Annotated in this window: 13 protein-coding genes; 11 read left to right on the forward strand and 2 right to left on the reverse strand. The window is 71.2% G+C overall.

Annotation, left to right across the window (positions count from 1 at the left end):
- Positions 1-159 precede the first annotated feature (159 nt).
- The 10 genes from infC (at position 160) to CU044_RS34355 (ending at position 11,375) form a co-directional block, all read left to right on the forward strand.
- On the forward strand, positions 160-822 hold the full coding sequence (gene infC / locus CU044_RS34310) for a translation initiation factor IF-3 (RefSeq protein ID WP_129772651.1): 663 nt from the start codon (positions 160-162) through the stop codon (positions 820-822).
- Positions 823-947: 125 nt separating this feature from the next.
- Positions 948-1,142 carry a 50S ribosomal protein L35 gene (gene rpmI / locus CU044_RS34315; RefSeq protein WP_030355333.1) on the forward strand — a complete coding sequence of 65 codons (195 nt, stop codon included), beginning with the start codon at positions 948-950 and terminating at the stop codon, positions 1,140-1,142.
- Positions 1,143-1,242: 100 nt separating this feature from the next.
- Positions 1,243-1,629, forward strand: coding sequence for a 50S ribosomal protein L20 (gene rplT, locus CU044_RS34320; protein ID WP_030355332.1), 387 nt, complete (start codon positions 1,243-1,245; stop codon positions 1,627-1,629).
- Positions 1,630-1,786: 157 nt separating this feature from the next.
- Complete coding sequence (locus CU044_RS34325; RefSeq protein ID WP_129772652.1) at positions 1,787-2,626, forward strand: RNA methyltransferase; 840 nt, start codon at positions 1,787-1,789, stop codon at positions 2,624-2,626.
- 84 nt (positions 2,627-2,710) lie between these two features.
- Positions 2,711-3,916: an ATP-binding protein gene (locus tag CU044_RS34330; protein ID WP_129772653.1), complete on the forward strand. Its 1,206-nt coding sequence runs from the start codon at positions 2,711-2,713 to the stop codon at positions 3,914-3,916.
- Positions 3,917-4,041: 125 nt separating this feature from the next.
- Positions 4,042-5,169 (forward strand): phenylalanine--tRNA ligase subunit alpha, encoded by a 1,128-nt coding sequence (gene pheS / locus CU044_RS34335; protein WP_129772654.1) that lies wholly within the window; start codon positions 4,042-4,044, stop codon positions 5,167-5,169.
- Entirely contained in the window at positions 5,169-7,706 is a 2,538-nt protein-coding gene (gene pheT / locus CU044_RS34340; RefSeq protein ID WP_129772655.1) for a phenylalanine--tRNA ligase subunit beta, read from the forward strand. Before pheS ends, pheT begins: the two co-directional genes overlap by 1 nt.
- 204 nt (positions 7,707-7,910) lie before the next feature.
- A complete protein-coding gene (locus CU044_RS34345) occupies positions 7,911-9,035 on the forward strand; it encodes a PP2C family protein-serine/threonine phosphatase (protein WP_129772656.1) in 1,125 nt (374 codons plus the stop codon).
- 382 nt (positions 9,036-9,417) lie between these two features.
- Positions 9,418-10,758 carry a transcriptional regulator gene (locus CU044_RS34350; protein WP_129772657.1) on the forward strand — a complete coding sequence of 447 codons (1,341 nt, stop codon included), beginning with the start codon at positions 9,418-9,420 and terminating at the stop codon, positions 10,756-10,758.
- 86 nt (positions 10,759-10,844) lie between these two features.
- Positions 10,845-11,375: an NUDIX hydrolase gene (locus CU044_RS34355; RefSeq protein ID WP_129772658.1), complete on the forward strand. Its 531-nt coding sequence runs from the start codon at positions 10,845-10,847 to the stop codon at positions 11,373-11,375.
- Positions 11,376-11,540: 165 nt separating this feature from the next.
- On the opposite strand, the gene CU044_RS34365 is transcribed toward CU044_RS34355, so the two are convergent.
- Both CU044_RS34365 and CU044_RS34370 read right to left on the reverse strand, forming a co-directional pair.
- Positions 11,541-11,798 carry a hypothetical protein gene (locus CU044_RS34365; RefSeq protein ID WP_129772659.1) on the reverse strand — a complete coding sequence of 86 codons (258 nt, stop codon included), beginning with the start codon at positions 11,796-11,798 and terminating at the stop codon, positions 11,541-11,543.
- A 174-nt stretch (positions 11,799-11,972) separates the two neighbouring features.
- The gene (locus tag CU044_RS34370; RefSeq protein ID WP_129772842.1) at positions 11,973-12,833 is read right to left on the reverse strand and encodes a 3-hydroxybutyryl-CoA dehydrogenase; all 861 of its coding nucleotides are present in this window, start codon (positions 12,831-12,833) and stop codon (positions 11,973-11,975) included.
- 192 nt (positions 12,834-13,025) lie between these two features.
- Here CU044_RS34370 and CU044_RS34375 point away from each other — a divergent pair, with 192 nt between their 5' ends.
- Positions 13,026-14,264, forward strand: coding sequence for a family 10 glycosylhydrolase (locus CU044_RS34375; RefSeq protein ID WP_129772660.1), 1,239 nt, complete (start codon positions 13,026-13,028; stop codon positions 14,262-14,264).
- The last annotated feature ends 38 nt before the right edge of the window (positions 14,265-14,302 follow it).

Below are 14,302 nucleotides of genomic sequence, written 5' to 3' on the forward strand. Positions count from 1 at the left end.
GTACGGACGATGGAACCGCCCGATGCGCCCCGTGGCATTCGCGCGGCGGTGCTCCGGTATTCGAGGAGCTCCTGCCTGTGTGCCGTCCGGGGCATTTTTGATGTTCCGCCGCGGTTGGTCTGCATACACAGACGTTACGCGGCTGTCTGCCAGGCAGTCGTGTGGTGCTACCGAGGAGGATCCATCAGCGCCGAGCCCCGCATCAACGACCGGATTCGCGTTCCCGAAGTGCGACTTGTCGGTCCCAGTGGCGAGCAGGTGGGCATCGTCCCGCTCGCCAAGGCCCTAGAGCTTGCGCAGGAGTACGACCTGGACCTGGTCGAGGTCGCGGCGAACGCCCGTCCGCCCGTGTGCAAGCTCATGGACTACGGGAAGTTCAAGTACGAGTCGGCCATGAAGGCCCGTGAGGCGCGCAAGAACCAGGCGCACACGGTCATCAAGGAGATGAAGCTCCGGCCGAAGATCGACCCGCACGACTATGACACCAAGAAGGGTCATGTCGTCCGGTTCCTCAAGCAGGGGGACAAGGTCAAGATCACGATCATGTTCCGTGGTCGTGAGCAGTCCCGCCCCGAGCTGGGCTTCCGACTGCTCCAGCGTCTCGCTTCGGATGTCGAGGAGCTCGGCTTCATCGAGTCGAACCCGAAGCAGGACGGCCGGAACATGATCATGGTTCTTGGCCCGCACAAGAAGAAGACCGAGGCCATGGCCGAGGCCCGTGAGGCGCAGGCCGCCCGCAAGGCGGAGCGTCAGGGGTACCCGACCGAGGAATCCGCGGACACCGCGGCCGAGGCTCCGGCCGAGGCATCTTCCGAAGCGTGATCCGGGGGGCGCCGACAGGCGGCGCCTCGGATCCGGTCCGGAACCACACACCAGAGATATGACGCTCCCGAGTACCGGCCGAGCAGGCCGGCTGGGAGCGCCACTGACGAGGAGAGAGCGGCGCCATGCCGAAGAACAAGACGCACAGCGGTGCAAAGAAGCGCTTCCGCGTGACCGGCTCGGGCAAGGTGCTCCGGCAGCGCGCCGGCCGTCGCCACTACCTGGAGCACAAGCCCTCGACGCTGACGCGCCGCCTCGCCGGCACCGTCGAGCTCGCGCCGGGCGACGCCGCCAAGGCGAAGAAGCTTCTCGGCCTGTAGTCCGCGCGTCCCGCCGCAGCGCGGGGCCGGGACACCTGCAGGAACCATGCCGTTCTTGGGTCACGCCACCACCCGTGACCCAGCTACAAGGAGTTAACACGTGGCACGCGTCAAGCGGGCAGTCAACGCCCACAAGAAGCGCCGGGCAATCCTCGAGGCGGCCAGCGGTTACCGCGGCCAGCGCTCGCGTCTGTACCGGAAGGCGAAGGAGCAGGTCACCCACTCCCTCGTTTACAACTACAACGACCGCAAGAAGCGCAAGGGCGACTTCCGTCAGCTGTGGATCCAGCGGATCAACGCCGCTGCCCGCGCCAACGGCATCACCTACAACCGCTTCATCCAGGGTCTGAAGGCCGCCAACGTCGAGGTGGACCGCAAGATCCTCGCCGAGCTGGCCGTCAATGACTCCAGCGCGTTCGCCGCGCTCGTCGAGGTGGCCCAGAAGGCCCTCCCGAGCGACGTCAACGCCCCGAAGGCCGCCGCCTGATCCCGTCAAGGCCGCCGTACTTCCCGCCGGACCCGCAGGCATCGCGCCTGCGGGTCCGGCGCGTTCCGCACCTCCCTCCGCGTCCGTCCGGACCCCGGCGTCCGGTACGTCGCCCGTACCCGTACGTCCTCATACGAGAAGTGAGATAACGCCGTCCATGGGCACCCCCGAGCTGATCTCCCCGCGTTCCCCGCGCGTCACGGCCGCCAGGAGACTCGCCAAGCGCGCCTTCCGCGGCAAGGAACGCCGGTTCATCGCCGAGGGGCCGCAGGCCGTACGGGAAGCGGTGCTCCATCGCGGTGACGGCGGCGAGCCCACGCTCGTCGAGCTGTTCACCACCGTCGAGGCCGCCGAGCGGTACGCCGACATCGTCGAGGCCGCGCGCGCCACCGGGGCCCGGGTGCACCTCGCGCCCGACGCCGTACTCGCCGAGGTGTCCCAGACCGTCACCCCGCAGGGGCTGCTCGGGGTGTGCCGGTTCCTGGACTCGCCCTTCGAGGAGATCCTGCGCGCCAGGCCCCAGCTCGTCGCCGTACTGGCGCATGTCCGCGACCCCGGGAACGCCGGTACGGTGCTGCGCTGCGCCGACGCGGCGGGCGCCGACGCCGTCGTCCTCACCGACGCCTCCGTCGATCTCTACAACCCCAAATCGGTCCGGGCGTCCGTCGGCTCGCTCTTCCATCTGCCGGTCGCCGTCGGCGTCCCCGTCGAGCAGGCCGTCCGGGGGCTGCGGGACGCGGGCGTACGGATCCTCGCCGCCGACGGCGCGGGCGAGAACGACCTGGACGACGAACTGGACGCGGGCACCATGGGCGGGCCCACCGCCTGGATCTTCGGCAACGAGGCCTGGGGGCTGCCGGCCGAGACCCGCGCCCTCGCGGACGCGGTGGTACGGGTGCCGATCCACGGAAAGGCCGAGAGTCTGAACCTCGCGACGGCCGCGGCCGTATGTCTCTATGCCTCGGCGCGCGCCCAGCGCGTGCGCGGTACGTGCTGAGGGGGTCCCGCTCCGTCACGTTCAGCTAGTACTGTTGCGCTTTCTGGGGCCCACTGAGCTACGCGGAAGAGGTGGGATGCGGGGATGAGTGTCGGGGCGAGCGGACCCGCCGCGGTCCAGGGAGCCTTACCGCCCCCGTACGGGACCGGCGCGGGTGAGCCGCCCGGCGCGGACGAGCGGACCGGTGTGGACGAGCGGATCGGCACGGGCGACTGGGGGATCCACCCCGACGAACTGCCCGACGGGCTGGTCGTCGCCGACGAGACCGGCAAGGTGATCTGCTTCAACGCCGCCGCCGCCCGGATCACCGCCGTCCCGTGCGCCGACGCCCTCGGCCGCCCGCTGGAACGGGCGCTGCCGCTGGAGGACCTGAAGGGCCGCCGCTGGTGGGCGCTGACCGACCCGTACGGCGGGCTCGCCACCCGGGTGGGCCAGCCCGAGCGCAATCTGCTGCTGCCGGGCGGCCGGGAGGTCCTGGTCTCCGCCCGCTACGTCCGCGCGCACCCGACCGGACCGGTACGCCGGCTGGTCATCTCCATCCGGGGCACGGAGGCGCGACGCCGTACCGAACTGAGCCACGCCGAACTCATCGCGACCGTCGCCCATGAGCTGCGCTCCCCGCTCACCTCCGTGAAGGGGTTCACGGCGACGCTGCTCGCCAAATGGGAGCGCTTCACCGACGACCAGAAGCGGCTGATGCTGGAGACCGTCGACGCCGACGCCAACCGGGTCACCCGGCTGATCGCGGAACTGCTGGACATCTCCAGGATCGACTCGGGCCGGCTGGAGGTGCGCCGGCAGCCGGTGGACATCGGCGCGGCCGTGGGACGCCACGTCCAGTCGCACACCGCCGCGGGCCAGTCGCCGGACCGGTTCCTCGTACGGATACAGCAGCCGCTGCCCGATCTGTGGGCGGATCCCGACAAGATCGATCAGGTGCTCGGCAATCTGCTGGAAAACGCGGTGCGCCACGGCGAGGGAACCGTCACCATCGAGGTGGCCGCCGCGACGCTCAGCCACGCGGCGCGGCCGGAAACCGAGACGGAGCCAGAGAAGGGAACGGCCGTCACCGTGTGCGACGAGGGTCCCGGCATCCCCGAGGAGTCGATGGGCCGCGTCTTCACCCGCTTCTGGCGGGGGAGCAAGCGCGGCGGGACCGGCCTCGGCCTGTATATCGTCAAGGGCATCGTCGAGGCGCACGGCGGGACGATCACCGTCGGCCGGGGACCCGGCGGCGGTGCCGAGTTCCGGTTTATCCTGCCCGTCGGCGCTCCGGCCTACCTGTCCTGAGCGGCCCACGGGCTTCTTCACCTTCGTACGACCTTTAGACTCGACTTTTGGCACCTTCGCGCGCCTTCGCGCTCCCCAGTGATCGAGCAGGGTCGTTTCGCCAGCCAAACGGAAGTACGGAAGAGATGTCGGCACCCAACAAGTCGTACGACCCAGTCGAGGTCGAGGCACTGAAACCGGAAGAGATCGAGCGGATGCGGGACGAGGCGCTCGCCGCCTTCGCCGCCGCCGGTGATCTCGACGCGCTCGCGCACGAGAAGACCGCGCACACCGGAGGTACCTCGCCGCTCGCCCTCGCCAACCGGGAGATCGGCGCCCTGCCCCCGCAGGCCAAGGCCGAGGCGGGCAAGCGCGTGGGCCAGGCCCGCGGCGCCGTCAACAAGGCCCTCGCCGCCCGCCAGAGCGAGCTGGAGGCGGAGCGGGACGCCCGGGTGCTGGTCGAGGAGGCGGTGGACGTCACGCTGCCGTACGACCGCACCCCGCCCGGCGCCCGCCACCCGCTGACCGGCTTCATGGAGCGGGTCGCGGATGTCTTCGTGGCCATGGGCTACGAGGTCGCCGAGGGCCCCGAGGCCGAGGCGGAGTGGTTCAACTTCGACGCGCTCAACTTCGTGCCCGACCACCCGGCGCGCCAGATGCAGGACACCTTCTTCGTCCAGGGCCCCGAGGGCACAGAAGGCGACGATTCGGGTGTGGTGCTCCGTACCCACACCTCCCCGGTCCAGGCGCGCGCTCTGCTCGACCGCGAGCCGCCCGTGTACATCGTCTGCCCGGGGCGGGTCTACCGCACCGACGAGCTGGACGCCACGCACACCCCGGTCTTCCACCAGATCGAGCTGCTCGCCGTCGACGAGGGCCTGACCATGGCCGACCTCAAGGGCACTCTGGACCACATGGTCCAGGCGCTCTTCGGCGCGGACATGAAGACCCGGCTCCGTCCGAACTTCTTCCCCTTCACCGAGCCGTCCGCCGAGATGGACATGGTCTGTTACGTGTGCCGCGGCGCCTCGGTCGGCAACCCCGACCGGCCCTGCCGCACCTGCGGCAGCGAGGGCTGGATCGAGCTGGGCGGCTGCGGCATGGTCAACCCCAAGGTGCTCATCGCCTGCGGTGTCGACCCCGAGAAGTACAGCGGATTCGCCTTCGGGTTCGGCATCGAACGGATGCTGATGTTCCGCCACAACGTCGAAGACATGCGAGACATGGTCGAGGGTGACGTCCGGTTCACCCGGCCGTTCGGGATGGAGATCTGATGCGCGTCCCGCTTTCCTGGCTGCGGGAGTACGTCGACCTGCCGGCGACGGAGACCGGCCGTGACGTCCAGGCCAAGCTCGTCTCCGCCGGTCTTGAGGTCGAGACCGTCGAGCAGCTCGGCGCGGGCCTCAAGGGCCCCCTCGTCGTCGGCAAGGTGCTCACCATCGAGGAGCTGGAGGGCTTCAAGAAGCCCATCCGCTTCTGCACGGTGGATGTCGGCACGGCCAACGGCACCGGCGAGCCGCAGGAGATCGTCTGCGGCGCGCGGAACTTCTCCGTCGGCGACAAGGTCGTCGTGGTCCTCCCCGGCGCGGTCCTGCCGGGCGACTTCGCGATCGCCGCGCGCAAGACGTACGGCAGGACGTCCCACGGCATGATCTGCTCCGGCGACGAGCTGGGCATGGGCGGCAGTTCCGGCTGGGGCGAGGGCGGCATCATCGTGCTGCCGCCCGAGCACGAGGCCGGCACCGACGCCATCGCGCTCCTGGAGCTGGTGGACGAGGTCCTCGACATCGCCGTCACGCCCGACCGCGGCTACTGCCTCTCGCTGCGCGGGGTCGCCCGCGAGACCGCCATCGCGTACGGACTGGCCCTGCGGGACCCGGCGCTGCTCGACGTGCCCGCGCCCAACTCGTACGGCCACCCGGTGAAGGTCGCCGACCCGAGGGGCTGCGACCGCTTCACGGCCCGTACGGTCACCGGCCTCGACCCGGAGGCGCAGAGCCCCATCTGGCTGCGCCGCCGGCTCCAGAAGGCCGGGATGCGGCCGATCTCGCTCGCTGTCGACATCACCAACTACGTGATGCTGGAGCTCGGCCAGCCGCTGCACGCGTACGACCGCTCCCGGCTGGAGGGCGCCATCGGCGTCCGCCGTGCACGGGCCGGCGAGAGGATCACCACGCTCGACGGCGTCCAGCGGGTGCTGGACGCCCAGGACCTGGTCATCACCGACGACCGCGGGCCCATCGGCCTCGCGGGCGTGATGGGCGGCGCGAACACCGAGATCGCCGACACCACGGCCCACCCGGAAACGGGCGAGACCCAGGGCACCACCGACGTGGTGATCGAGGCCGCGCACTTCGACGCGATCTCCATCGCCCGTACCGCGCGCCGCCACAAGCTGGCCTCCGAGGCGTCCAAGCGCTTCGAGCGCGGGGTCGACCCGCAGGCCGCGGCCGCCGCCGCGCAGCGGACCGTCGACCTGCTCGTGCTGCTCGCCGGCGGCTCCGCCGGGGCCGGCGTCACGGAGATCATCGCGCCCTCCGCGCCGCACACCATCACCATGCCCGCCGACCACCCCGACCGGGTCGCCGGTGTCACCTACGGCAGGGAGACCGTCGTACGGCGGCTCCAGCAGATCGGCTGCGACGTCTACGGCCAGGACGAGCTGGTCGTCACCGTCCCGTCCTGGCGCCCCGACCTAGGCGAGCCCAATGACCTCGCCGAGGAGGTCATCCGGCTCGAGGGGTACGAGAACCTCCCCTCGACGCTGCCGACCCCGCCGTCCGGCCGCGGACTCACCGAGCGCCAGCGGCTGCACCGCCGCGTCGGCCGCGCCCTGGCCGGCGCCGGTTATGTCGAGGCGCTGAACTACCCGTTCCTCGGTGACGCGGCGCTCGACGCGCTCGGGCTGCCGGCCGACGACGACCGGCGCCGTACGGTCACGCTCGTCAACCCGCTCTCCGACGAGGAGCCCGCGCTGCGCACCACGCTGCTGCCGGGCCTGCTCACGGCGCTGCGGCGCAACGACGGCCGCGGTTCGCACGACCTGGCGCTCTTCGAGACCGGACTGGTCTTCCTGCCCACCGGCCACGAGACCGTGCCGGTACGGCTGCCCGTCGACCGGCGGCCGACCGACGAGGAGGCGGCGGCGCTCGACGCCGCGCTGCCGCGCCAGCCGCGGCACGCCGCCGTCGTGCTGGCCGGGGCGCGCGAGCGGGCCGGCTGGTGGGGCAGGGGACGCCCCGCGCAGTGGTCGGACGCCGTCGAGGCCGCCCGTACCGTCGCCCGCGAGGCCGGGGCCGAACTGACCGTACGGGCCGGGCAGTACGAGCCGTGGCACCCCGGCCGCTGCGCGGCGCTGTTCGCCGCCGTGGACGGTGAGGAGACGCTCCTCGGCCACGCCGGAGAGCTGCACCCGCGCGTCGTGAAGGCGCTCGGCCTGCCGGAGCGCAGCTGCGCCATGGAGATCGATCTCGACCTGCTGGAGCGCGCGGGCACCGGTGTCATCAAGGCGCCGCGGATTTCCACCTATCCGGTGGCGACGCAGGATGTCGCGCTTGTCGTACCGGGCGAGGTGCCGGCCGCCGAGGTGGAGCGGGCGCTGCGCGAGGGCGCCGGGGAACTCCTGGAGTCCCTGCGGCTGTTCGACGTGTTCGCCGGCGAGCAGATCGGCGAGGGGCACAAGTCCCTTGCCTACGCCCTGCGTTTCCGCGCGGCGGACCGCACACTGACGGTCGACGAGGCCACGGCGGCCCGTGACGCGGCCGTCGCGCTCGCCGCCGAACGGACCGGGGCGGTCCTGCGCGGCGCGTGACCACCCTGCCGCGCGCCGTCGCTGTACTGGCTCTCGGCCCGTGAGGGGCGCATCCGGATCATCGGATGCGCCCCTCACTCATTCGGGTGAGAAGTCCTGGCGTGTCACGTCATGGGGCTTCCGTGATCGACACAATCGATCCGGCCGAGACGGTCGACGTACGCCCCACGGCTTAGCGGCCGGACGGCCGAGGGAGGCCGACGGATGAACCGGACCAAGGCGACAGAGGACGCGCAGGCGGAAGCGCCGGCCTCCTGGGGCCTTGTCGAATGCGCGATCCCGGGCGGTCTGCTCACAGCGGTGATCACCTGGGAGCTGACCCGCCCGGCGGCGGACCGCGACGACCTGCTCTCGCGCATCGTGACCTGCGTCGTCTTCCTGCTGGTGGTGGCGTATCTGCTGATCCGCGTACGGCGGCGGGCGGCCCGGGAGTTGCGGGAGGTCAAGGCCGTGGCGCGGGCCGCCCAGGAGGTGCTGATCAGGACCCTGCCGCCCCGGCTGGACGGTCTCGCGCTCTCCGCACGCCAGCTCTCCGCCTCGCGCGGTGCCGATGTCGGCGGCGATCTGTACGAGGCGGTGGCCACGGCCTACGGGGTGCGGGTCGTCATCGGGGATGTGCGCGGCCATGGACTGCCCGCGATCGGGGCGGTGGCCGCGGTCCTCGGCAGCTTCCGGGAGGCGGCCCATGACGAGGCCGGGCTCGACGGCGTCCTGCGCCGGCTCGACCGGGCCCACCAGCGCCATCTGCGGGAGCTGGCGCGCCAGGAGCCGCCCGCCGCCGCGGGGCAGGAGCCGGACTCCCTGTCGGCGGAGGAGTTCGTCACCGTACTGCTGCTGGAGATCGGGGCCGACGCGGAGGTACGGGCCCTCAACTGCGGCCATCCCTGGCCCTATCGGCTCGGCCGCGGCGCCGCGCGGCTGGCGTCGGGCGAGCCGCTGCCGCCGCTGGGCGCCTTTCCGCTGCCCGCCGATCTGCTGCCGTATCAGTGCGGTCCGCTGCTGCCCGGTGAGGCGCTGTTCCTGCACACCGACGGGGCGGAGGACGCCCGGGACTCCGCGGGACGGTTCTTCGCTCTGGAGGAAGCGCTCGCGGAGGCCGCCGCGGGCCCGCCCCTGGCGCCCGCCGCCGTGGTGCGCACGGTCCACGCGGCGCTGCTGCGGCACACCGGCGGGCGGATCACCGACGACATGGCGCTGCTCGTGCTGCGCAACGACCGCCCACCGGTGGGCGATTCCTCGCGTGTGCCCGCGCAGCCCGGCGGACCGGGCCTGTGCCGTACGTGGGTCCCCGCGAGGGAGGCCACCACTCACGCGCCCGGCCCGGGATGACGGCGAATCCCCTCCCTCGAACGCCCCCCGTCGAACGCTCCCCCCGGTCGGACGCTCCCTGCCGGAAGACCCTGCCGGATGCCCGGCCTCGCGATCTCCCTGCCCCGTACACGCGGTCCCGTACGGGCGGTCCCGTACACGCGCCGTCCACTCTGCCGCGGAGTGTCGGGCAGGTCGGCAGGGCGGACGGCGCGGTTGCGGGCCACCGCACTGTACGAGGGGGAGCCGGCGGCCCGGCGCCTCTTTTGCGAGGCGATTCAGTCAACAGGTCCCGCTTTCCCGGCGGGAGGGTGCACGGGGCGCGTTTCCGGGCATTACGTTCACACCCCGTGCGTTTCCCGTTCCACTACGCTGGTTCGGCCGAGCCACCGGAGGGGCACTCATGCACCCCAATTCTCTGCTCGATTCCCTGCTCGACGAGGCGGGTATCTCCCATGCCGGTCTCGCCGCGCGGGTCAACCAAGCCGGCCGGGCCAGAGGTCTCGCCCTGCGCTACGAACACACCGCCGTCTCACGGTGGCTGAAGGGACAGCGGCCGCGCGGCCAAGTGCCCGACCTGATCTGCGCGGTGCTGGGCGAGCGGCTGCACCGCTCGCTCACGCTGGACGACATCGGGCTCGGGGTGACGGGGGAGTCGCTCGTACCGCACGGCACCCCGCTCTCCGGTTTCGTGGAGCGGGCCACCGCGCTGTGGCGCTGCGACGAACAGCAACGTCCGCACATAGTGGGCGCCCCCACCGTCACCGGGACGCCCGCCGTGATGCCCGTCTGGGAGTGGGAGAACCCTCCCGAGGACGCCGATGTCTCCCGCAGCGGCCGCAACAAGGTCGGCCCGGCCGACATCAAGCTGCTGCGGTCGGCCAGGGCGCACTACGAGCTGATGTACCGGCGGGCGGGCGGAGTCGCCACCCGCGCCAGGATCGTGCGCTTCCTCAACGCCGAGACCGCTCCGCTGCTGCGCGGCGGGTACAGCGACGCGCTGGGCCGCCAACTGCACCGCGCCACCGGCGGTCTGGTGGCGGTGGCCGGTATCTGCGCCTATGACTCGGACGCGCACGGGCTCGCCCAGCGCTACTTCCACCAGGCGCTGCGGCTGGCCAAGGCGAGCGGCGACCGGGGCCTCGGCGCGTATGTGATCGCGCTGCTGGTCAACCAGTCACTGCACATGGGGGAGTACCGCCAGGCCGTGGCGTTCGCCGAGGCGGCGCTGCGGACGGCCGGGCGCCAGATCACCCCGGCGCTCGCGGCGGACCTGTACGCGATGCAGGCCAAGTCGTATGCGCATCTCGGTGACGGCAGCGGGGCGCTCGGCTGTATCCGGCGTGCCGAGACGGAGGCGGAACGCATCCGGCCGGGGCACGAGCCGGACGAGACGGGCTACGTACAGCCGGGCCTGGTGAACGTACAGGTGGCGGAGGCGCTGCTCAGCCTCGGTGATCTGGCGGCCGCGCGGGCGCACGCGGCGGCGGCCGTGGACACCCCGGCGCACGATCGCGGCCGGGTCCACCGGCTGGCGATGCTCAGCCATATCGAATTGCGGCAGGGCGAGGCCGACCGCGCCGCCAGGACAGCGGCCGAAATGGCCGAGCGCGCGCGGGGGATGGAGTCCCAGCGCCTGCGAGACCGGTTGCGCGCCGTACGAGAACAGCTGGTGGCCAGCGGATCCACGGACGCGGAGGAGACGGCGGAGCTGATCGAAGGCGCGCTGCGCGTTCCTCTGTGAGCCCCTTTATGAGCCCCCGGCACGTTCCCGTTCACCGAGACTGCTGCTGCGATATTGCCATCAACTTGTCGGAAGGTGGCAGAAACGTGCAGTGGACGAAACTTAGCGAACAGACCGTGTACGAGAACCGCTGGTTCCGGGTCAATCTCGCGGACGTCAAACTCCCTGACGGCCGGCATCTGGACCACTTCCTCATCCGGCTCCGCCCGGTCGCCGTGGCGACCGCGGTCAACTCCGCCAACGAGGTGCTGATGCTCTGGCGGCACCGCTTCATCACCGACAGCTGGGGCTGGGAGCTGGCCGCGGGGGTCGTCGAGGACGGCGAGGACATCGAGACCGCGGCCGCCAGGGAGATGGAGGAGGAGACCGGGTGGCGCCCGGGACCTCTCCGGCATCTGCTCACGGTCGAGCCGTCCAACGGCCTGACCGACGCAAGGCACCATCTCTACTGGACGGAGGACGCCACGTACATCGGGCATCCCGAGGACGACTTCGAGTCCTCGCGCCGGGAGTGGGTCCCGCTCAAGCTGGTGCCCGACATGATCGCCCGGGGTGAGATCCCGGCCGCCAATATGACGGCCGGGCTGCTGATGCTCCATCACTTAAGGCTGGGCTAGGGGGTGTCGCGAAAGCCGTGCCGTGCCCGCACTGCGGGCGGACGGCGCCGCTTTCGCGACATGCCCCAGGGCGACATGCCCCAGGGCGACATGCCCCAGGGCGACATGCCCCAGGGCGACATGCCCCAGGGCGACATGCCCCAGGGCGACACGCCCCTGGCTCGGCTAGCGGCCCAGGGACTGCCAGACCGCCACCGCCAGCGCTCCGAGCGAGCAGAGCGCCGCCACGGCGGGCAGCGGCCACCTGGCGTGCTCCAGAGCCGCGACGCGCGCGGCCAGATCGGTCACATCCTTGTCGGTCTGGTCGTTGCGCTGGGCCAGTAACGCCAGCCTGCCGTCGGTCCTGGCGAGACCGACGTCGAGGCCGCGCCGTAACTCGGCGCACTCTTCGCCGACCACGGAATGGTCAGAGGGGGTGGTCACGAATCCGCTCCTGTTCGGGAAAGTCGTCCAACGGTTCTTCGCCGGGCCCCGGTGGTGCCGGGACCAAGCGGAACCGAGTCAACTCCCCTTACGCGCGGGGCAGCAGGGTGTGTGAATGGCATATGCGAGCACCCTTCGCACACGCCGTGCGAATTTCTTCACCCTCTGTGACCGTCACTCGTACGTGTAGAAGCCCGCGCCCGTCTTACGGCCCAGCCTGCCCGCGTCCACCATCCGCTGGAGCAGCGGAGACGCCGCGTACAGCGGCTCCTTGAACTCGGCGTACATCGAATCGGCGACCGACGCCACGGTGTCCAGACCGATCAGATCGGAGAGCTTGAGCGGGCCCATCGGATGAGCGCAGCCCAGCTCCATCCCGTTGTCGATGTCCTCGCGGCTCGCGATCCCCGACTCGAACATCCGGATCGCGGCGAGCAGATACGGAATCAGCAGCGCGTTCACCACGAACCCGGAACGGTCCTGGGCGCGGATCGCGTGCTTGCCCAGCACCCCCTGGACGACACTCTCGGCCCGCTTGATCGTCTCGTCGGAGGTCGTGAGCGCGGGGATCAGCTCCACCAGCTTCTGCACCGGGGCCGGGTTGAAGAAGTGGATGCCGATGACCTGGTCGGGACGTGAGGTCGCGACGGCCAGCTTGACCAGCGGGATGGAGGAGGTGTTGGAGGCCAGGATCGCGTCCGGACGCGTCACGACCTGATCGAGCACCTGGAAGATCTCCGTCTTGACCTGCTCGTTCTCGACGACGGCCTCGATGACGAGATCGCGGTCGGCGAACTCCCCGAGGTCCGTGGTGAAGCTGAGCCTGCCGAGCGTCTCGTCCCGCTCCGCCTCGGTGATCTTGCCGCGTTCCGCGGCCTTCGAGAGGGAGTTCTGGAGCCGGGTACGGCCGATCTCCAGGGCCTCGCCGGTGGTCTCGGCGACCTTGACCTCCAGGCCGCTGCGCGCGGCGACCTCCGCGATGCCTGCGCCCATCTGGCCGCAGCCCACCACTCCGACGCGGGCGATATCGGTCAGGGTGTCGGTCACATCGTGCCTTTCGCTGGTCCGTGTCCCGGCAGGTCCCCCGTGCGATTCCGGCGCCCGCCTCGGGACAGGACGTTACTCCGCCAGGGTGTGTGGACGGGGTGCCGGGGCGGGCATGCTGAGCCCGTACGGCGGGCCGGGTCCCGGTGACCCGGCCGCGCGGACTGACGCAGGGGACGGCGCATGGGGCAGATCGGCAGAAGAGAGTTCGTGGCGGCGGCTACAGCGGTGGTGACCTCGCTCGTCGCCGCCGGGGACGTGGCGGCCGTGGCCGCGTCCGTACCGCGGCGGCACGCTCCGCGCCGGGAGCTGCGCGGGATGTGGATCGCGACCGTCGCCAACCGCGACTGGCCCTCGGTGCCGGGTCTCACCGCCGACCGGCAGAAGGCCGAGCTGCTCCGGCATCTGGACACGGCGGTCGCCCGCGGGCTGAACGCCGTGGTCTTTCAGGTACGGCCCACGGCGGACGCGCTGTGGCCCTCGCCGTACGAGCCCTGGTCGCAGTACCTCACCGGCACCCAGGGCAAGGACCCCGGCTGGGACCCGCTGGGCACGGCGGTACGGGAGGCACGCGCGCGCGGACTGGAGCTGCACGCCTGGTTCAACCCGTACCGGGTCGCCAACCACACCGACCCCTCGCGGCTCATCGCGACACATCCGGCCCGGGTCCACCCGGACTGGGTGCTGCCGTACGGCGGGAAGCTCTACTACAACCCGGGTCTGCCCGAGGTCAGGACGTTCGTCCAGGACGCGATGCTCGACGCGGTCAGGCGTTACGACATCGACGCCGTGCACTGGGACGACTACTTCTATCCGTACCCCGTCGCCGGACAGGTCTTCGACGACGACGCGGAGTACGAACGGTACGGCGCGGGCTTCCCGGACAAGGCGGCCTGGCGGCGGGACAACACCGACCGGCTGGTGCGGGAGACGGCCGAGCGGATCAAGAAGATCAAGAAGCATGTGCGGTTCGGGATCAGCCCGTTCGGGGTGTGGCGCAACGCCGCCACGGACCCGCTCGGCTCCGACACCCGGGCCGGGGTGCAGACGTACGACGATCTGTACGCCGACACCCGGGGCTGGATCAAGAAGGGCTGGATCGACTACATCGCCCCGCAGCTGTACTGGAACATCGGCTTCGCCGCCGCCGACTACGCGAAGCTGCTGGCCTGGTGGGACGGCGTCGTACGGGGGACGGGCGTCGATCTGTACCTCGGCGAGGCCCTCTACAAGGCGGGCGATCCGGCCCAGCCCGCCGCCTGGCAGGACCCGGCCGAGCTGTCCCGTCATCTGACCCTCGCCAAGAAGTACGCGGGAGCGCGCGGGCACTGCTTCTTCTCGGCGAAGGAGGTCGGCGCGGATCCGATCGGGGCGATGACGAGGGTGGTGGCCGACCATTACGGGAAGCGCGCGGCGAAATGAGCCGAGCGCGTGCCGGAACGGGCCGGGCGCGGCCGGAC

The organism is Streptomyces sp. L-9-10, from assembly GCF_004151105.1.
Lineage (GTDB): Bacteria > Actinomycetota > Actinomycetes > Streptomycetales > Streptomycetaceae > Streptomyces.